We start from the raw sequence: 17584 nt of genomic DNA on the forward strand, positions 1-17584 counted from the left end.
ATGACGCCCCAGGCACTGCTCAAGCAACTGGTCGGCGGACTCTATCTGGCGACCCTGGCCCAGCGCCAGCTGCGAACCGCCGGCACCATCCTCATGCTGCATCGGGTCTTGGCCAATGACCAGTTGGCCAGTCCGCCGCACCGCGCCGCCCTGTGCCTGGGCCAGCCGACCTTCGCCCGCCTGCTGGACTGGATCGGCGCGCATTTCGACTGCGTGCCCCTGGAAGAACTGCTGCAGCCGGGCGCTGGCCGACGCCCCCGCCTCGCCCTGACCTTCGACGACGGCTGGCGCGACAACGCCGAGCTGGCCTTTCCCCTGCTGCGCCAATGGGGCCTGCCGGCCAGCATCTTTCTGTCCACCGACCATATCGGTACCGGCAAGCCGTTCTGGTGGGAGGCCATCGGCGAATTGCTCTGGCAAGCGCCCGATAACCATGCCGCCGGCCCCTTGCTCGCCCGGCTCGCCGAGCTCGACCACCGGGCTCCCGCACGACTCCTGCAAACCGATCCCAGCCAGACCCGTAGCCGGCTGCTGGGTAACTATCTGGCGCAGCTCAAGCAACTACCCCCCGCCCAGCTGAACGAATTGGCGGCCCTGTGCCCCCCTGCCGCCCAACCGCATGCCCTGGACTGGGAACAGGTGCGCGCTCTGGAACGCTCGGGCCTGGTGAGATTCGGGCCCCATGGCGCGGCCCACGCCATCCTCACCCAGCTGACGCCCACCGCCCTCCAACTCGAGCTGGAGCGCTCGCAGCGCACCCTGGCCGCGGAGTGCGTTCACCCCTTGCCGATCTACTGCTATCCGAACGGTGACCACGACGCCGGGGTGCGCGAGGCGATCACCCAGTTGGGCTATCGCTTCGCCCTGGGTACGGCAGCGGGCCTGGTGAAACCGGACAGCCCACGCCTGGCCTTGCCGCGGGTCGACGTTGGCCAGGCCACAGCCCAGCGCCCGGGGCGCCTGGGCTGGCGCCTGCTCAAGGCGGCGCGCGGATGAAAGGATACCGCGCCCAACTGCTGTTCAGCCTGGCGACCCGACTCGCCAGCATCGCCTTGCGGCTGGCCCGCAACGTGCTCCTGGCGCGCCTGCTGGGTCCCGCGGACCGCGGCCTGTTCGCCCTGCTCAATTCCCTGCCTGACCTGATCGCCGCGGCAACCAGTGGCGGCCTCAACACCACTCTCGGCGTCCAGGCCGCCCAGCAGCGCTCCCTTGGCCTGCTGCTCGGCCAGTTGCTGGTGTTCGGTTGCCTGCTGGCCTGCCTGGCCACCCTGGGCGGTATCTTTCTGGTGCGCCAATTCGGTCTGGAATTCGATGTGGTTCGCCAGCTCGGCCTGACCCTCTGGCTGCTGGTGCTGGCTACGCCCTTGACGGTGCTCAAGAGCGGACTGCTGACCCTGCACAATGCCAGTGGCGGGGTGACTGCCTTCAACAGCCTGCGGCTGCTCGAATCCAGCCTGCCGCTGGTCCTGCTGCTGGCGCTCTGGCTGGTCTGGCGGGACCAACCGCTGTTGGCCGCCCTGATCAGCTGGTTGCTGAGCCTGGCGTTGGTAGCACTGGCGGGCTGGGCCTGGCTGGCCCGACGCGGCGCGGCGCGTCCGCGCTGGCCAGCCGACGGCACCCGCGAACTGCTGAGTTTCAGTGGCCGCAGCCATCCGGACGTGCTCTTCCAGCAATTGCTGTTACGGGCCGATTACCTGCTGATTGCCAGCCTGCTCGGACCTAGTGCGGTTGGTCAGTACGCCATGGCCACGGCGGCGGTGGAATTGCTGCTTATCGTGCCGGAAGCCGTGACCACCCCCTTGATGAAGCGCCTGCTGCAGCAGGGCCAGGGCATCGAGACCCTCACGCCGCTGGCCTTGCGCCTGACCGCCAGCGTGATGCTGCTGGCCTGCCTGGCCCTGGCGGTGGTCGGCGAGGCGCTGATCCACCTGCTGTTCGGCGCCGCCTATCTACCGGCCTACCCGGCCCTGCTGGCCTTGCTGCCTGGGGTGTTCGCCCTGTGCTACGCGAGCATTCTGCGGCTCGATCTCCTAGGTAAGGGACGCCCTGGCAGCCTGTCCCTGCTGCTGGGCCTGGCCACCCTGGTCAATCTGGGCGCCAACCTCCTGTTGCTGCCGCACCTGGGCATCGTCGGCGCCGGGCTGGCGTCATCGCTCGCCTACGGGCTGGCGACCCTGGGCATGCTGGCGCTGTTCTGTCGGCTGAGCGCGACGCCCTGGCAGCAGACCCTGTTGCTGTTGCCCAGCGATCTGCACTTGCTGCGCCAGCTCTGGCGCGAACGGAGAACCCGATGAAATCCTTGTGGCTAGGCTGCCTGGCGCTGTGGCTGGGCAATATCGAGGCGGCGTCGCTGTCCTGGCAGGAGCTCAGGTCCGGCAACCTCTATCTGCAAACCAGTACCGGCGACACCCTCACCCTCGACTGGCAGCCGGCCTGGCAAGCCGCGGCCAACCGCGAACAGCTCTATCTGCTGGACGGCAGGGGCCAGTTGCAACAGCAGGTGGATATCGCTGCCGCGCAGGTCAGCGGGCGGGTTCAGCTGGCCCTTCCCGCGAGTCCCCTGGACTATCGGCTGGACGTGCCGGGTTACAGCTTTCGCAACTATCGCCTGGTACACGACGCAGCCACCCGGGCGCAATTCGAGCCCGCCAAGCTGCACCTGACCGCCGACGTCGGCCGCGGCGTCGAACTCTATTTCCGGGTCGGCGCCGGAGAACGGGCGGTACTCAACGGCAAGTACCAAGGCGGCGTCGATGGCCTTACCGCTCAGGCCGAAGACAGCGAGGTCAGCCTGCGTCTGCCCTTGCAGCGGCATGCCCGCTACAGCGACTTCGACCGGCTCGTCTTGCCGGTCGCCGACCATGACCGGATCTTCAAGCTGCAACTCATAGGGTCCGGCAAGACCTCCTTCTGGCTGGACGGCACCGCCAACCTCTTCGCCCAGGATCCTGCCCAGTTGCACCCCTTGCAGCAGGCCCCCGGCCAGGTCGCCCTGCGGCTGCGCCAGGATTCTCCCGGCCCTACCCCACGGCTCGGCCTGGGCCTGCCCTATGCCGAGATCCCGCCCCTGCTGCGCAAGGACTTCGCCAACCTGCAGCCCCAGGGCGCGGGACTATACAGCTTTACCGACATCCTCAATCGCGCCCCGGGCCGAGAACTCAAGGTGCGCCAGGATTATCGCCAGCGCTTCGCCCTGGATGTCGACATGACCCTGTTCGCCGGGTCCGGCCGGCGTGCCTTGCTCGGCGCCGACCCGGACAGCCAGCGGGCATTGACGGCCTGGCTCGACGCCACCCGAACCCTGAACGGCGGCCTGCATTACCTGAGCTTTGCCGACGAGCCCAATCTCAACTATCCCGGCTATGGCGCCTTCGCCCGCTACTTCGCTGCCATGCTGGCAGAGGTCAAGGCAGTGCCCTGGGCGCGGGAGGCCGGGGTGCGGATCGCCGTACCGGCAAGCTCCCGATTCGTCGACGGCCCCTTCAGCGAAAACGCCGCCCAGCGCCGCGGCCTGGACTGGGCACGTCAGCTGCTCCAGGAACACGTGTCCGACATCGATGCCATCGCCTGGCACCAGTGGATGATCCGCGACCTGCTGGCCACCCGGCGGTATCGCGACGACATCCTCGCCGCAGCCGATCTCGTCGGTCGTGACGAGCAAGGCCGGCCGCGCAAGGCGCTGCTGCTCGACCAGACCAACATCTCCAGTGGCGACAGCCTGAGTCCCTATGAGCAGGACACCTGGTACGCCGCCCAGTGGTGGGCCGGCGTCGCCATCGCCAGCGCCCAGGACGGTCTGCTGGACCTGGTCAGCTGGTTCCAGCTGGCCGACGAGGACAGCTATCCCAAGGGACTCTGGCGCGCCAGCGGCGACAGCTTCGCCGCCAAGCCAGTGGCCCAGGCCTGGAGTTTCGTGCGTGAGCACTGGCTGGAGCGTGTTGTCGGTCTGGACAACGACGCCTTCGAGGTGGACGCCCTGGCCATGTCCGGACCCCGGCGACTGAGCATTCTCGGGGTCAACAAGGCGCAGCGCTTGCAACAGGTGACCCTGGCCGCCGCACCGGCCAATTGCCGCAGCGGTACCCTGGAACTGCTGCTGCCGGAAGGTCCGCGCCAGGCCGACTTCAGCTGCAGCGGCGACCAGCTCAGCTTCGCGCTGCCCCCCGGCGCGCTCTTTGCCCTCACCTGGAGCCGGCCATGATCCGCCTGGGTGACGGCCTGGCCCGGATCAGGCGCAAGGGCCTGCTGGGCAGCCTGCGGGTGCTTGGCGAGCGCCTCGGCTGCTACCGCTGGCGTCTGGTACTGCTCGAACGGGATCTGACGCTACCCCATCAGCACCGGCGCAATCGCAACCTGCAGGTGGTCAGGATCACCCCGGCGCTGCTGCCAGCGGTGGCGCGCCAGTTCGCCCATTACGGCGACGACCTGGCCGCTCTGCACCGCAGCGGCCAGACCGGCTACGCCATTCTGGCGCCGACGGACGAAGTGGTTGGCATGACCTGGGTCGCCAACCAGGACTACTACGATAGCCAGCTCTATCGCTGCCTGATTCCCGTACCGGCCGAGTGCGCCTACCAGTTCACCGGTGAAATCGCCCCTGCCTATCGCCGCACCGGCGCGGTCCTGGCCTTGCTGGAACACATCTGGCAAGACCAGCAGCGCCAGGGTTGTCGACGCATGCGGGTGCTCATCAACCGCCGCAACCTGGCGGCCCTGAAGCTGCACCTCGGTCTGGCCTTTGAAGAGCTGGGCGAAGAGGTCGAGGTCTTTTGCCTGTTCGGCTGCCTGCATTATCACCGCTGGCGCCGTTACCAGCCGCCCTCGCTCGACCACCTGCGGCGTGTGCGCCGTCCCGCCGCAGCAGCGGCCGAGGCATGATGCTGAGCGTCTGCTGGCGTCCGTCCCTGACACCTGCCGATCTGGCGCCGGAGGCCTATGCCGATCTGCTGGCGCGCCTGCCCCAGGCCACGCCCTTCAATCGGCTGGCCTGGCTCCAGGGCGCGGCCACTGCCCTGCCGGCAGGCGCCGATCTGCAAGTGCTGCAGGTGTGGCGAGCCGAGCGGCTGCTGGCCTGCCTGCCGCTGGTACGCCAACGCGAGCGGCGCCTGGGCCTGGGCTGGACCACGCTGAGGCACCTCGGCTATCCCCTCGGCGATCGCCTGGCCCTGGCCCTGGACCCCGCTCAGCCGGATCTGGCGGAGCGGGTCTACCAGGAGATCGCAGATCGGCTGCCCCATGTCCTGCTCGAACTCGATGAACTGACCGAGCAGGATCAATGGATCCTTGAGCGCTGGCGCCCACTGGCCGCGCAGGCACGCCTGCGAGTCAATTGCCGGGTGCCCTGCCACCAGATCGAACCGGCCGACGCGGAGGAGCCGGCTGCCCCCTTGCGCCACGAACTGCGCCGGGCGCGCCGCCGCTGCGCCGAACGGGAGGCGGTGGTGCAGCGGTTGGCGCCTACTGCCGAGGACTGGCCCAGCCTCGCCGTTCGGCTACAGGCGCTGGAAGCCCTGAGCTGGAAGGGCAGCGAAGGCGTGGGCATCTTTTCCGGTGCGCGTCGCCAGCGTTGGATGCAGGTAGCGCTGCAGGGGCTGGCCGCCGAAGACGGCCTGCGCGTCGTCCTGCTGGAGCACCAGGGCGTCTGCCTCAGTTATCGCCTCGGCTTGCTGCAGGGCGGGCGCCTCTATGACTACAACATTGCCTTCCACCCGGACCATGCGGCCCTGGGCAGTGGCCGGCTGTTGCTGGACGAATGGCTGCGCTGGGGCCTGGAGGCCGGCTGGGAATGGATCGACGCCTCTCGGGTGAGCCTGCACAACTCCAGCCACCAGTTGCACGAACGCCAGACCGACAGCCTCACGCACTGGCGCTGGAGCCTCTACAGCCGCTCGCCCCAGGGACGCTTGCTGGCGCTGCTGGCCGGCGCCTGGCAGCTGTTCAAGCAGGGGCGCGAGCGCCTGCGATCACGTAAAGCCCCGGGGCCTGAATGCGCTACGCCATCGTCAACGCCGACGACTTCGGCCTGTCGTCGGAAGAGAACCGGATCATCCTGGCCGCCTTCGCGCGGGGCGTAATCAGCTCCGCCACCCTGATGGCCAACATGCCGGCCTTTGCCGAAGCCTGCCAGGCCATCCTCGCCCAGGGACTGCAAGGACGGGTCGGCCTGCACCTCAACCTCACCCACGGCAGCCCACTGAGCGCGGCGTTGCACGACTGCCCGCGCTTCTGCACGCCCGCAGGCCAGCTGAGCCTGCGCCTGCCGCTGGGGCTGCCCCGGCTGACCGCACGCGAACGCCAGGCGGTGCGCGCCGAGATGGCCGCCCAATGGAGCCGCTGCCTGGACCACGGGGTGCTGCCAACCCATCTGGACTCTCACCAGCACGTCCACAACCGCTGGGCACTGGCCGGTCTGGTGGCCGACTTCGCCGCCCGCCAGGGCGTGCCGGTGCGCCTGGCCCGCAACCTGGGCCGCAACCTGGGGCCGCTCAAGCACCTCTACAAATGGCTGGTTAACCGTCGCCTGCAGGCCAGCGGCGGCAGCGGCGGCAGCGGCATCGTCTTCGCCTGCACGCCGCGAGACCTGGAGGACGGCCTGCTGGCCGCCCGGGGACCGGTCGAGGTGGTGGTCCATCCGACCCTGCTCGCCAATGGCGATTTCGGCGATGTATACCTGGCGCCGGAAACCTCTCTGACCACGCTGCTGGATCACGCCCTCAAGGATTATCAGCGACTCGGCTATGCCCAGCTCAAGGCACGATCCCTGCCAACCTAGCGCAGGGCGAACTCCGGAGCCCAGCCGCCGTTCCTATGGGTAATCCCCCAGCAGAGCGGCGCCCATGGACCTCGTCATCGCTCGCCCGGACGGGCTCTATTGCCCGCCCGGCGACTTCTACATCGATCCCTGGCATCCGGTGGAACGTTCGGTCATCACCCACGGCCACGGCGACCATGCCCGGGTGGGCAACGGCCACTATCTCGCCACCTCCGGCAGCGCCGGCATCCTGCGCGCCCGGCTGGGTGCCGACATCAATCTCCAGACCCTGGAATACGGCGAGGTCATCGATCACCACGGGGTCAAGCTGAGCTTCCACCCGGCCGGCCATGTGCTGGGCTCGGCCCAGGTGCGCCTAGAATACCGTGGCGAGGTCTGGGTGGCCTCGGGTGACTACAAGGTCGAACCCGATGGCACCTGCACCCCCTTCGAGCCGGTGCGCTGCCACACCTTCATCACCGAATCCACCTTTGGCCTGCCGATCTATCGCTGGCGCCCCCAGGCGGAGATCTTTGCCGAGGTCAACGCCTGGTGGCGCGCCAACCAGGCCAGGGGGTTGGCCAGCGTGCTCTACAGCTATGCCTTCGGCAAGGCGCAACGGCTCCTGCACGGCCTGGATCCGGAGATCGGTCCCATCCTCGCCCATGGTGCGGTGGAGCCTCTGAACCGGGTCTACCGCGAAGCCGGCATCCGCATCCCGGAAACCCACTATGCCGGCGACTTCAAGAAGAGCGACCCGACGCTGCGCCAGGCGCTGATCATCGCGCCGCCCTCGGCCGGCGGCAGCACCTGGATCCGCCGCTTCGGCGAGCACAGCGACGCCTTCGCCAGCGGCTGGATGATGCTGCGCGGTACCCGCCGCCGGCGCGGCGTGGATCGCGGCTTCGTGCTTTCCGACCACGCCGACTGGCCGGGCCTGCTGTGGGCCATCGAGCAGACCGGCGCCGAGCGGGTGATGGTCACCCATGGCTCGGTCGCCACCCTGGTGCGCTACCTGCGCGACCAGGGCCTGGACGCCCAGGGCTTCACCACCGAATACGGTGAGGAAGACGATACCCCCGTCACCGCGGAGGCCCAGGCATGAAGGCCTTCGCCGAACTCTATGGGCGTCTCGACGCCACCACCTCCAGCAATGCCAAGCTTGCGGCGCTGGTGGACTATTTCGGCAGCGCCCCGGCGGCGGATGCCGCCTGGGCGGTGTACTTCCTCGCCGGCGGCCGCCCCGCCGGCTGGTGCCGACCCGGCAGCTGCGTGAATTGACCATGACCCTCTCCGGGCTGCCCGAGTGGCTGTTCGAAGAAAGCTACCAGGCGGTGGGCGATCTGGCCGAAACCATGGCACTGCTGATTCCCACCGCCGATGCCGCCAATGCCGAGGGCCTGGCCTTCTGGCTGGAGGAGTACCTGCTGCCCCTGCGCGGCCTACCACCGGAGGAGCTGGCCGAGCGCCTGCCGCCGCTCTGGGGCCAGCTGGATCGGCAGAGTCTGATGGTCTGCATCAAGTTGATCACCGGCGAGTTCCGCGTCGGTGTCTCCAAGCTGCTGGTGACCCGCGCCCTGGCCACTCTGGCGGACCTGGACCCCAAGCGCGTCGCCCAGCGCCTGGTGGGCTACACCGATCTGTCCCACCGCCCCACCGCCGAGGGCTATGCCCGCCTGGTCGCCCCGGAAAGTCCGGACGAGCATGCCCAGCGTGGCGGCCAGCCCTATCCCTTCTTTCTGGCCCACGCCCTGCAATTGCCGGTTGAGCAGTTCGAGGCGCAACTGGGGCCGGCCGAGGACTGGCAGGTGGAATGGAAGTGGGACGGCATCCGCGCCCAGCTGGTCAAGCGCGACGGTCGCCTGTGGATCTGGTCGCGGGGTGAGGATCTGGTCACCGATCGCTTTCCCGAACTGCATCCCCTCGCGGAATCGCTACCCGATGGCACCGTCATCGACGGCGAGATCGTGGTCTGGAAGGAAGACGCCGCGCCCGACGCCCTGCTCAGCAGCGAGGAAGTGCGCGAGCAGCAGGACGGCCGCGATCCGGCCGCGCCCATCCCCTTCGGCGTGCAGCCCTTCGCGCTGCTGCAGCAACGCATCGGGCGCAAGACCCTGGGCAAGAAGATCCTCGAAGACGTACCGGTCATCCTGCTCGCCTACGACCTGCTGGAATGGCAGGGCCATGACCTGCGCAGCCACCCGCAACGCGAGCGTCGCGCCGAACTGGAAGGGGTAGTGGCGCGCTGCGCCAGTCCGCTGCTGCGCCCCTCGCCGCTGCTGCACGGCAAAGACTGGCAGGACCTTGCCCGCCAGCGTGAGGCTTCGCGCACCCTGGGGGTCGAAGGGATGATGCTCAAGGCCAAGGATTCGCTGTATGGCGTCGGCCGCACCAAGGACATGGGCACCTGGTGGAAATGGAAGGTCGATCCCTTCTCGGTGGATGCGGTGCTCATCTACGCCCAGCGCGGCCATGGGCGGCGTGCCAGTCTCTATTCCGACTACACCTTCGCCGTCTGGGACGGTCCGCCGGAGAGTAGCGAACGCACCCTGGTGCCCTTCGCCAAGGCCTACTCCGGCCTCACCGACGAAGAGATGCGCAAGGTGGACGCCATCGTCCGGCGCACCACCGTGGAGAAATTTGGTCCGGTACGCAGCGTCGAGCCGACCCTGGTGTTCGAGCTGGGTTTCGAGGGCATCGCCCTGTCCAAGCGCCACAAGAGCGGTGTCGCCGTGCGCTTTCCACGGATGCTGCGCTGGCGCCACGACAAGCCGGTGGCCGAAGCGGACACCCTCGACATCCTGCAGAATCTGCTGGCCTAGCCATGGCCGGCCAGACCGCGCCGCCGGTGACCGATGGCGCCCTGGGCGCGCCGCGGGAACCGCGCTGGGCCCTGGCGCTCGCCTGCCTGCCAGCCCTGGCGGCGATCCTGCTCACCGGCGGGTGGACCGGGGCCTGGCTCCCCTGCGTGGTGGCCCTGGGTGGCGCCTATACCGTCGGCTTCGGCGCCTACAAGAGCTTTGCCGCCGAGCCCCTGGCGCCCATGCTGGTGGCGGCGCTGGGCATGGCCTTTTCCGCCGTGGTTGGCTCCCTGCTGGGTCATCAGCTGCCGGCGCTGGTCCTGGCCGGCGCCCTGTGGGCGGCCTGCTGCGCCTGGCTGTTCGCCGTAGGCAATGGACCCTGGTGGATCACCCAGCAGTGGACGGTGGCCCTGCTGGTAGCCGGCGGCTTTCCCGGTGATCTCCACCAGGCCCTGCTGCGGGGTGGCCTGGTTCTTGGCGGCGGACTGCTGCAACTGCTGTTCTTCGCCCTCGTACAAAAGGCCCTCTATCGCTCCCAATGGCGGCTGCGCACCGGTTCCCTCAAGGCCCATCTCAGGGAGGTGGTGGTGCTGTTCGAAGACAGATTTCGGCTCGGCCGCTACGGCTTCTATGCCGCCGCCGTGGTCGCCCTCTGCCAGACCCTGACCAGCCTGCTCGATTACGGCCACGGCTACTGGGCGCCGATGACCGCCCTGCTGGTGCTCAAGCCGCGGCTGGGCGATACCTGGCGGCGTGGCCTGGGTCGGCTGGGCGGCACCCTGGCCGGTTGCCTGCTGGCGGGCGCGGTGGTCTGGCTCGACAACACGCCTGCCGTCCTGGCCGCTGCCTGCCTGCTGTGTGCGGCGGGCGCCTATCTGCTGCAGGACGGTCGCTATTCGCTGCAGACGCTGTTCATCACCGGCACCACGGTGCTGATGGTCGCCCTGGCCGGCGCCCCCGAGGCGAGCATCGCCCGTGAGCGGATCGGCAGCACCCTGCTCGGCGGTACGGTCGCCCTGCTCTTTCTGGCGCTGGAAGCCGGCGTCGCGCGAATCCTCGCGCGGTTTCAGCGGCGCAGCCGGTTGCGCCAGGCAAACACCAGCAAAGCCAGCAGGGCGCCCAGGTAGCTGCCATCGTGCATCCAGGCCGCCAGCAGGAAACCTCTGCGGTCCTGCACGCAGTCCGGCACCCGCAGGACGCTGCCCAGCTCCAGGGCAAGCCAACCCAGGCCCAGGCCCAGCACGGCGCAACCCAGCGCCCCGAGCAGCACGGCCGCGCTGCCGCGCCAGAGATAACGGTCACCGACAGGACGTCCACGCGCCAACCAGAGCAGCGCCAGGCCCAGGGGCAGTCCTGCCGCCGCGCCGGCCTGGAGACCCACCCGGGCCACTCGCCAGCGGGCCGCCAGGTCGCTATCGAGCAGCCCGAATTGCGAAAATTTCAGGCAATCGAAGTAATCCGGACCCAGGCCGTAGCTGAGCTGGTCATGCAGCGCCCCATAGAGCGCGGCCAGGAAGACCAGCGCCAGCAACCTGCCCAGGCTCCGCGCCACCGGCTAGCCCATTACCTTGTGGTAGCTGTGCAGGCCTGTCCCCAGCGGTCGTGGTAGGTAGCCGCAATGCTGGTAGCCACACCGCTCATAGAAGGCCGCTGCCTGGGCGGTGCGTAGATAAGCCACCTGAGCGCCCTGGATGCGCGCCTCAGCTTCCGCTCGCTGCAGGAGTTGCCGACCCAGTCCGCGCTGGCGATGCCCCTGGTCTACCCAGAGCACCTCGATCTCCAGCCCCTTCCAGAACACACGACCTAGAAGACCGGCTATGACCCGGGAATGCTCGACGATGACCAGCTGCAGTGGGACATCGGCTGACTCGTCAGTCAACTGCGGATGCTGGGCGCTGACAAACGCCTGGAAACCTTGGGCGATCGCGGTGGCCTGAGCGGCAGATGCCACCTCAATGTTGTTTAGATGTGTGGTCTTGTCTCCACAGTTCATCCGGCTTCACTCCCGTTTCCTTTGCACACAGCTGCACTCCGTGATTGCTACCGAACAGATACGATGGCTTAGCGAAGCGGGTCTTCTGCTACCTTTCTGCCCACCTTTGGCGCATGCGTATTTTTTTAGACCCAAAGCGGTGCGTTCGTCCGCACCGGGCAGGAAAGCCGCGCCTTTCCGGTGCATAATGCGCGCCGCTCGGCGGGGTCGGCTGCTACAGGATGTAACCAACGCGGCAACCGCGTACAGATTTGGGACGATCTTCGCCGACTGGTAAGCTTATTGCTCCCGCGAGGGCACGGGCGTCGTACTGGCGCCATGATTTCATCCACATTCGCACTAGGATCCGACATGAAAAAAAGCTGGCTGACTCTCTCTGCGCTCGCCCTGTGTCTGGCCGCCGGTTCGGCGATGGCCAAGGAATGGAAAGAGATCCGCTTCGGTGTGGATACCACCTATCCGCCCTTCGAATCCCAGGCCGCCGATGGCAGCTTCGTCGGCTTCGACATCGAACTGGGCAACGCCATCTGCGAAAAGCTGGAAGTGAAGTGCAAGTGGGTGGTGAGTGACTTCGACGGCCTGATTCCCGGCCTGCGCGCGCGCAAGTTCGACGGCATCCTGTCCTCGCTGACCAAGACTCCGGCACGTGCCGAACAGATCGACTTCTCCGACCTGCTCTGGTCGGGCCCCTCCTCCATGGTCACCAAGGAAGGCGCCAACCTGCAGGCCACCGCGGAAAGCCTGAAGGGCAAGACCGTTGGCGTGCAGCAGGGCACCATCCAGGAGACCTTCGCCAAGCAGAAGCTGGCGCCCAACGGCGTCAACGTCCAGAGCTACCAGAACCAGGATCAGGTCTATGCCGACCTGGTGTCCGGTCGTATCGACGTCGCCATGCAGGACATGCTGCAGGCCGAAGGTGGCTTCATGAAGTCGCCCCAGGGCAAGGGCTACACCAACACCGCCATCCATGACGAGTTGCTGCCGGCCGATACCGCCATCGGTATCCGCAAGGGCAACGACGAGTTCAAGACCTTCGTCAACAAGGGTATCGCGGCCATCCACGCCGACGGCACCTACGACAAGATCCAGAAGAAGTACTTCGGCGACCTGAACCTCTACGATCCCAAGTAAGGTCGGTTCGGCAAACGCCTCCGGTGCCACCGGGGGCGTTTTACGTATGACCGCCGGCGCCCACCGCGCCGGCGGCCTCACCAGGCGATTTTCCCAAGACGCATGCAGCAGAATTCCTTCGACTCCTTCTTGCAGTCCATCGGACTGGGCACGCTCAGCCTGCATGGCTACGGCCCGCTGATCCTGGAAGGCACCCTGACGACCCTCAAGCTCGCCGGCTTCGCGCTGATCGTGGCGGTCATCCTCGGCCTGCTCGGCGCCTCGGCCAAGCTGTCGCGCCTCGCGCCCCTGCGCTTCATTGCCCAGAGCTACACCACCCTGATCCGTGGCGTGCCCGATCTGGTGCTGATGCTGCTGATCTTCTACAGCCTGCAGAACTGGCTGGGCGCCCTCACCGACTACATGGGCTGGGATTACATCGACATCGATCCCATGGCCGCCGGTATCGCCACCCTCGGCTTCATCTACGGCGCCTACTTCACCGAGACCTTTCGCGGCGCCATCCTCGCCGTGCCGCGCGGTCAGGGCGAGGCCGCCCTGGCCTACGGGCTGAGCCGCTGGCAGACCTTCACCCTGATCACCTTTCCGCAGATGATGAGATTCGCGCTGCCCGGCATCGGCAACAACTGGCAGGTGCTGCTCAAGGCCACCGCACTGGTCTCCATCATCGGCCTGGCCGATCTGGTCCGCGCCTCCCAGGAGGCCGGCAAGGGCACCTTCAAGCTGTTCTATTTCCTGATCGTCGCCGGCGTCATCTATCTGCTCATCACCGCCGTGACCAACGCCATCCTCGGGCCCTGGAACGGCGCTATCACGTCGGCGTGCGGGAGGCCAAGCGATGATCGAACTCCTGCAGCAATACTGGAAACCCCTGCTGTGGACCGATGGCTACCACATCACCGGCCTGGCCATGACCCTCTGGCTGCTGGTGGCCTCGGTGGTGATCGGCTTCATCGTCTCGGTGCCGCTGTCGGTGGCCCGGGTCTCGGAGCGCCGCTGGCTGCGCTGGCCGATCGGCTTCTATACCTACGTCTTCCGTGGCACCCCGCTCTATCTGCAGCTGCTGATCTGCTACACCGGCATCTACAGCCTGGGCTTCGTGCGCGACCAGCCGATGCTGGGCAGCTTCTTCCGCGACGGCCTGAACTGCACCATCCTGGCCTTCGCCCTGAATACCTGCGCCTACACCACCGAGATCTTCGCCGGGGCCATCCGCAACACCCCCCACGGCGAGGTCGAGGCGGCCAAGGCCTACGGCCTGGATGGCTGGCGCCTGTACGTGCATGTCATCCTGCCTTCGGCGCTGCGCCGCTCGCTGCCCTTCTACAGCAACGAAGTCATCATGATGCTGCACTCCACCACCCTGGCCTTCACCGCCACGGTGCCGGACCTGCTCAAGATCGCCCGCGACGCCAACACCGCCACCTTCCTGACCTTCCAGGCCTTCGGCCTGGCCGCGTTGCTGTACCTGGCGGTGTCCTTCATCCTGATCGGCCTGTTCCGCCTGGCGGAGCGCCGCTGGCTGGCCTTCCTCGGCCCGACCCACTGACCCAAGCGGCCGCGCCCGGCGCGGCCCCGGAGTTGTCATGCGCCATCTCACCCATCCGCTGGTCGCCCCGGTCCCGGGCACCGAGCGCTGCATCCACAGCTTCCACTTCGGTCCCGCCGACAGTGGCCGCAAGGTCTATATCCAGGCGTCCCTGCATGCCGACGAATTGCCCGGCATGCTCACCGCCTGGCACCTCAAGCAGCGCCTCCGGGCGCTGGAAGCCGCCGGCGAGCTCCTGGCCGAGGTGGTCCTGGTACCGGTGGCGAACCCCATCGGCCAGGATCAGCAGGTCGCCGACGTCCACCTCGGTCGCTACGAGCTGGAAAGCGGGCAGAACTTCAATCGCCGCTTCCGCGACATGACCGCCCAGGTCGAAGCCGCCATCGCCGAACGCCTCGGTGACGACGTGAGCGCCAACCAGGCCCTGGTGCGCGAGATCTTCCGCACCGCCCTGGCCGGGGAATCCGCCACCACCCAGCTCGACAGTCAGCGCCTGACCCTGCAGCGCCTGGCCTGCGACGCCGAGGTGGTACTCGATCTGCACTGCGATTTTGACGCGGTCGCCCACCTCTACACCACGCCGGAAGCCTGGCCCCAGGTCGAGCCGCTGGCGCGCTACTTCGGTTCCGAAGCCAGCCTGCTCGCCACCGATTCGGGCGGCCAGTCCTTCGACGAATGCTTCACCCTGCTCTGGTGGAACCTCAACCAGCGCTTTGGCGAGCGCCTGCCCCTGGGCAGCCTGTCGGTGACCCTGGAGCTGCGCGGCCAGCTGGACGTGCGTGACGAACTCGCCGCGGCGGATGCCGAGGCCATCGTCAACTATCTGCGCCACCAGGGCTTTCTGAGCGGCGCCGCCGCCCCCCTGCCGCCGCTGCTGCAACCGGCCACGCCGCTGGCGGCCGTGGAGCCCGTGGCGACCACCCAGGGTGGCGTGCTGGTGCTCAAGGCCCAGGTGGGCGAGCGCATCGCGGTCGGCCAGGTGCTGGCGCAGGTCGTGGACCCCATCAGCGACCGCGTCGAAGAGGTCCGCAGCGCGGTCGCCGGCATCCTCTATGCGCGTTCCAATCGCCGCATGGCCACGGCCGGCATGGTGATCGCCCATGTGGCGGGCACCGAGGCCTATCGCAGCGGCTACCTGCTCTCGCCGTGACCCCTACCCCTTTTCAGCTGTGGAATTCCTATCCATGTACAAACTGACCGTCGAAGGCCTGCACAAGCGTTACGGCGACCACGAAGTGCTCAAGGGCGTCTTGCTCAAGGCCAAGACCGGCGATGTGGTCAGCCTGATCGGCGCCAGTGGCTCGGGCAAGAGCACCTTCCTGCGCTGCATCAACTTCCTCGAGCAGCCCAATGCCGTGACCATGACCCTGGATGGCGAGACCATCCGCATGGCCGAGGATCGCGGCGCCGTCCGGGTGGCCGACGCGGCCCAGCTGCAGAATCTGCGCACCCGCCTGGCCATGGTCTTCCAGCACTTCAATCTATGGAGTCACCTGAGCGTGCTGGACAACATCACCCTGGCGCCGCGCAAGGCGCTGGGCATCAGCAAGGCGGAAGCCGAAGAACGCGCGCGCAAGTACCTGGACAAGGTCGGTCTGCAAGCGCGGGTCGCTGATCAGTATCCGGCCTTCCTCTCCGGTGGCCAGCAGCAGCGGGTGGCCATCGCCCGCGCCCTGGCCATGGAGCCGGAAATCATGCTGTTCGACGAGCCCACCTCGGCGCTCGACCCGGAGCTGGTCGGCGAGGTGCTGAAGGTGATCCGCGCCCTGGCGGAAGAGGGACGTACCATGCTCATGGTGACCCACGAGATGGCGTTCGCCCGCGAGGTATCTTCTCAGGTGCTGTTCCTGCACCAGGGGGTGGTGGAGGAAGAAGGTCCGCCGAGCGAAGTGCTGGTGAGCCCGCGTAGCGAGCGCCTGCGCCAGTTCCTCAGCGGCAACCTCAAGTAAGCCTGGGTCCCCGCTCGGGGGACCCCGCGCGAACCGGGCGGCTCCAGCCGACCGGCTTCGCGCTCTTCAAGGCTGGTGGCGCTTAGCGGCGCTGCTGCTGGCGACGACGCTGGGCAGCCAGCTGCTCGCGTTCACGACTGGGAATCGGGATGGCCTTGACCAGATCGAGTCGCGCGAGCAGGTCCAGCATCAGAGCTTGTATACGGTCGTTCATGGAAACTCCTCGAGCCAGCGCTCAATCAGGGACAGCCTTGGCGGGCAGACCCTGCTGCCCTCCTCCACAATATTGAGTCTTTCCTGGTCGATTCAATCCACCAACGTGCGGTTGTTCGTCGCAACAGGGCTGCGCTTTGTCAAAAAGTGTGTCTTTTGCCCGAAGACAGCGCCAATGCCGCTCGGACGCCAGCCTGGTCAACCTCACCGATTGTTGTTGGAACCCATATCAAATCTGTCGGTCTTGATACTGCTATCGAGTTCAATTCTCGACTCGAAAACTGACGAATGGTGAAAATATGCCACCGTCGTTGGTTATCATCGCCGGACGATAACGGGTTAGCCGCGGTTTCTCATCCAATAACAACGATGTCATCAGGGTGCTCGCACCTCGATGTTCTCCCTGCTTGTTGTTATCCCCATCACATTCTTTCTCCAGTTAGCGTGACCGGCACGGCAGGAGTGCTCCCATGACCAGATCCTTACCTCTCTTCATCGCACTCGGGCTGCTGGCCAGTCCGGCGCTGGCGGCCACCTGGGGCATGCAGCGCGAGGTAGGGGATTTCGATCTGAAGATGGGCACGGCGCCGTCACGCAGCATGGCTCAGGGTCTGGTCGCGCCCAACTCCGCCGGCATGGGCGGGGGCTTCGATCTCACCCACGACAGCGGGCTGTATTTCGGCCAGTGGACGACCAACAATGCTTCGTCCGCGGATGCGCCGTTGCTAGAGATGGACACCTACGCGGGCTACAAGCACCGCTTCGCCCCTGGCTATGGCTATGAGCTGGGCGTGATCAACTACAGCAACCTGATCCAGAACGTCGATCCCAGCCGCGAGTTGTATTCCGGGATGACCGTTTATGGCAAGCGCCTGGGCGCGGCCTTCGCCAATGACCCGGGGCGCCACAACGCTTCGCTCTATGCCGATCTGGGGACGTTGCCGCTGATCAAGACCGGGGTCTCGCTCAAGTACACCAACTATGTGCTGGATGTGCCCTCGACCCTCGACAGCGGCGGCATGGTGCGCAGTTTCAACGACTGGTCGGTGAATCTGAGTCGCAAGTGGGTGAATACCCTGTTCAACCTGACCTACAGCGGCACCAGCCTGAGAGGGGCCGACTGCTCGGTGTATTCGGGCCACAACACCTACTGCGACAGCGCCCTGATGCTCAAGGCCTCGCACCCCTTCTTCTAGT

At 67.0% G+C, this 17584-nt stretch carries 18 protein-coding genes and 1 pseudogene; 16 read left to right on the forward strand and 3 right to left on the reverse strand.

The window, feature by feature from the left end; translation table 11 throughout:
- The 10 genes from BGI51_RS21280 (at position 1) to BGI51_RS21320 (ending at position 10679) form a co-directional block, all read left to right on the forward strand.
- Positions 1 to 996 carry a polysaccharide deacetylase family protein gene (locus BGI51_RS21280; protein ID WP_187979651.1) on the forward strand — a complete coding sequence of 332 codons (996 nt, stop codon included), beginning with the start codon at positions 1 to 3 and terminating at the stop codon, positions 994 to 996.
- Complete coding sequence (locus BGI51_RS21285) at positions 993 to 2294, forward strand: lipopolysaccharide biosynthesis protein (RefSeq protein ID WP_187979652.1); 1302 nt, start codon at positions 993 to 995, stop codon at positions 2292 to 2294. The genes BGI51_RS21280 and BGI51_RS21285 overlap by 4 nt, the downstream gene beginning before the upstream one ends.
- Positions 2291 to 4201 (forward strand): hypothetical protein, encoded by a 1911-nt coding sequence (locus BGI51_RS21290; RefSeq protein ID WP_187979653.1) that lies wholly within the window; start codon positions 2291 to 2293, stop codon positions 4199 to 4201. The genes BGI51_RS21285 and BGI51_RS21290 overlap by 4 nt, the downstream gene beginning before the upstream one ends.
- Positions 4198 to 4878, forward strand: a complete 681-nt coding sequence (locus BGI51_RS21295; RefSeq protein ID WP_187979654.1) for a GNAT family N-acetyltransferase — start codon at positions 4198 to 4200, stop codon at positions 4876 to 4878. The genes BGI51_RS21290 and BGI51_RS21295 overlap by 4 nt, the downstream gene beginning before the upstream one ends.
- The gene (locus BGI51_RS21300; RefSeq protein ID WP_187979655.1) at positions 4875 to 6074 is read left to right on the forward strand and encodes a GNAT family N-acetyltransferase; all 1200 of its coding nucleotides are present in this window, start codon (positions 4875 to 4877) and stop codon (positions 6072 to 6074) included. The genes BGI51_RS21295 and BGI51_RS21300 overlap by 4 nt, the downstream gene beginning before the upstream one ends.
- Positions 5987 to 6772 carry a carbohydrate deacetylase gene (locus BGI51_RS21305; RefSeq protein ID WP_187979656.1) on the forward strand — a complete coding sequence of 262 codons (786 nt, stop codon included), beginning with the start codon at positions 5987 to 5989 and terminating at the stop codon, positions 6770 to 6772. The genes BGI51_RS21300 and BGI51_RS21305 overlap by 88 nt, the downstream gene beginning before the upstream one ends.
- A 64-nt stretch (positions 6773 to 6836) precedes the next feature.
- Entirely contained in the window at positions 6837 to 7856 is a 1020-nt protein-coding gene (locus BGI51_RS21310; protein ID WP_187979657.1) for a ligase-associated DNA damage response exonuclease, read from the forward strand.
- Positions 7853 to 8032, forward strand: coding sequence for a hypothetical protein (locus tag BGI51_RS24220; protein WP_437179419.1), 180 nt, complete (start codon positions 7853 to 7855; stop codon positions 8030 to 8032). The genes BGI51_RS21310 and BGI51_RS24220 overlap by 4 nt, the downstream gene beginning before the upstream one ends.
- A gap of 2 nt (positions 8033 to 8034) precedes the next feature.
- On the forward strand, positions 8035 to 9573 hold the full coding sequence (locus BGI51_RS21315; protein WP_437179420.1) for an ATP-dependent DNA ligase: 1539 nt from the start codon (positions 8035 to 8037) through the stop codon (positions 9571 to 9573).
- A 2-nt stretch (positions 9574 to 9575) separates the two neighbouring features.
- Positions 9576 to 10679 carry an FUSC family protein gene (locus BGI51_RS21320; protein WP_187979658.1) on the forward strand — a complete coding sequence of 368 codons (1104 nt, stop codon included), beginning with the start codon at positions 9576 to 9578 and terminating at the stop codon, positions 10677 to 10679.
- Here BGI51_RS21320 and BGI51_RS21325 read toward each other — a convergent pair.
- Together BGI51_RS21325 and BGI51_RS21330 are read right to left on the reverse strand one after the other, a co-directional pair.
- Positions 10619 to 11104 (reverse strand): hypothetical protein, encoded by a 486-nt coding sequence (locus tag BGI51_RS21325; RefSeq protein WP_187979659.1) that lies wholly within the window; start codon positions 11102 to 11104, stop codon positions 10619 to 10621. The genes BGI51_RS21320 and BGI51_RS21325 overlap by 61 nt on opposite strands.
- Before the next feature lie 3 nt (positions 11105 to 11107).
- Positions 11108 to 11545: a GNAT family N-acetyltransferase gene (locus BGI51_RS21330; RefSeq protein ID WP_290127619.1), complete on the reverse strand. Its 438-nt coding sequence runs from the start codon at positions 11543 to 11545 to the stop codon at positions 11108 to 11110.
- 351 nt (positions 11546 to 11896) lie between these two features.
- Here BGI51_RS21330 and BGI51_RS21335 point away from each other — a divergent pair, with 351 nt between their 5' ends.
- The 5 genes and pseudogenes from BGI51_RS21335 (at position 11897) to BGI51_RS21355 (ending at position 16174) form a co-directional block, all read left to right on the forward strand.
- Positions 11897 to 12676: a transporter substrate-binding domain-containing protein gene (locus tag BGI51_RS21335; RefSeq protein WP_007158910.1), complete on the forward strand. Its 780-nt coding sequence runs from the start codon at positions 11897 to 11899 to the stop codon at positions 12674 to 12676.
- A gap of 102 nt (positions 12677 to 12778) precedes the next feature.
- A pseudogene (locus BGI51_RS21340) lies at positions 12779 to 13518 on the forward strand (ABC transporter permease).
- Entirely contained in the window at positions 13515 to 14225 is a 711-nt protein-coding gene (locus BGI51_RS21345; RefSeq protein ID WP_007158912.1) for an ABC transporter permease, read from the forward strand. The pseudogene BGI51_RS21340 and the gene BGI51_RS21345 overlap by 4 nt, the downstream one beginning before the upstream one ends.
- Positions 14226 to 14262: 37 nt before the next feature.
- On the forward strand, positions 14263 to 15375 hold the full coding sequence (locus tag BGI51_RS21350; RefSeq protein WP_187979661.1) for a succinylglutamate desuccinylase/aspartoacylase family protein: 1113 nt from the start codon (positions 14263 to 14265) through the stop codon (positions 15373 to 15375).
- Between the two features lie 34 nt (positions 15376 to 15409).
- A complete protein-coding gene (locus BGI51_RS21355) occupies positions 15410 to 16174 on the forward strand; it encodes an ABC transporter ATP-binding protein (RefSeq protein ID WP_187979662.1) in 765 nt (254 codons plus the stop codon).
- 82 nt (positions 16175 to 16256) lie between these two features.
- Here BGI51_RS21355 and BGI51_RS23805 read toward each other — a convergent pair whose 3' ends face one another.
- The gene (locus BGI51_RS23805; protein ID WP_290127620.1) at positions 16257 to 16388 is read right to left on the reverse strand and encodes a hypothetical protein; all 132 of its coding nucleotides are present in this window, start codon (positions 16386 to 16388) and stop codon (positions 16257 to 16259) included.
- 469 nt (positions 16389 to 16857) lie between these two features.
- On the opposite strand from BGI51_RS23805, the gene BGI51_RS21360 reads away from it, so the two are divergent.
- Positions 16858 to 17583, forward strand: a complete 726-nt coding sequence (locus BGI51_RS21360) for a TorF family putative porin (RefSeq protein ID WP_187979663.1) — start codon at positions 16858 to 16860, stop codon at positions 17581 to 17583.
- The last annotated feature ends 1 nt before the right edge of the window (position 17584 follow it).

The sequence above is a fragment of the Pseudomonas oryzihabitans genome, from assembly GCF_014522265.1.
Classification (GTDB): Bacteria; Pseudomonadota; Gammaproteobacteria; order Pseudomonadales; family Pseudomonadaceae; genus Chryseomonas; species Chryseomonas aestiva.

Coding starts and splice junctions, on each gene's coding strand:
- BGI51_RS21280 (WP_187979651.1), top strand. CDS start 1: ATGACGCCCCAGGCACTGCTCAAGCAACTGGTCGGCGGACTCTATCTG.
- BGI51_RS21285 (WP_187979652.1), top strand. CDS start 993: ATGAAAGGATACCGCGCCCAACTGCTGTTCAGCCTGGCGACCCGACTC.
- BGI51_RS21290 (WP_187979653.1), top strand. CDS start 2,291: ATGAAATCCTTGTGGCTAGGCTGCCTGGCGCTGTGGCTGGGCAATATC.
- BGI51_RS21295 (WP_187979654.1), top strand. CDS start 4,198: ATGATCCGCCTGGGTGACGGCCTGGCCCGGATCAGGCGCAAGGGCCTG.
- BGI51_RS21300 (WP_187979655.1), top strand. CDS start 4,875: ATGATGCTGAGCGTCTGCTGGCGTCCGTCCCTGACACCTGCCGATCTG.
- BGI51_RS21305 (WP_187979656.1), top strand. CDS start 5,987: ATGCGCTACGCCATCGTCAACGCCGACGACTTCGGCCTGTCGTCGGAA.
- BGI51_RS21310 (WP_187979657.1), top strand. CDS start 6,837: ATGGACCTCGTCATCGCTCGCCCGGACGGGCTCTATTGCCCGCCCGGC.
- BGI51_RS24220 (WP_437179419.1), top strand. CDS start 7,853: ATGAAGGCCTTCGCCGAACTCTATGGGCGTCTCGACGCCACCACCTCC.
- BGI51_RS21315 (WP_437179420.1), top strand. CDS start 8,035: ATGACCCTCTCCGGGCTGCCCGAGTGGCTGTTCGAAGAAAGCTACCAG.
- BGI51_RS21320 (WP_187979658.1), top strand. CDS start 9,576: ATGGCCGGCCAGACCGCGCCGCCGGTGACCGATGGCGCCCTGGGCGCG.
- BGI51_RS21330 (WP_290127619.1), bottom strand. CDS start 11,545: ATGAACTGTGGAGACAAGACCACACATCTAAACAACATTGAGGTGGCA.
- BGI51_RS21335 (WP_007158910.1), top strand. CDS start 11,897: ATGAAAAAAAGCTGGCTGACTCTCTCTGCGCTCGCCCTGTGTCTGGCC.
- BGI51_RS21345 (WP_007158912.1), top strand. CDS start 13,515: ATGATCGAACTCCTGCAGCAATACTGGAAACCCCTGCTGTGGACCGAT.
- BGI51_RS21350 (WP_187979661.1), top strand. CDS start 14,263: ATGCGCCATCTCACCCATCCGCTGGTCGCCCCGGTCCCGGGCACCGAG.
- BGI51_RS21355 (WP_187979662.1), top strand. CDS start 15,410: ATGTACAAACTGACCGTCGAAGGCCTGCACAAGCGTTACGGCGACCAC.
- BGI51_RS23805 (WP_290127620.1), bottom strand. CDS start 16,388: ATGAACGACCGTATACAAGCTCTGATGCTGGACCTGCTCGCGCGACTC.
- BGI51_RS21360 (WP_187979663.1), top strand. CDS start 16,858: ATGACCAGATCCTTACCTCTCTTCATCGCACTCGGGCTGCTGGCCAGT.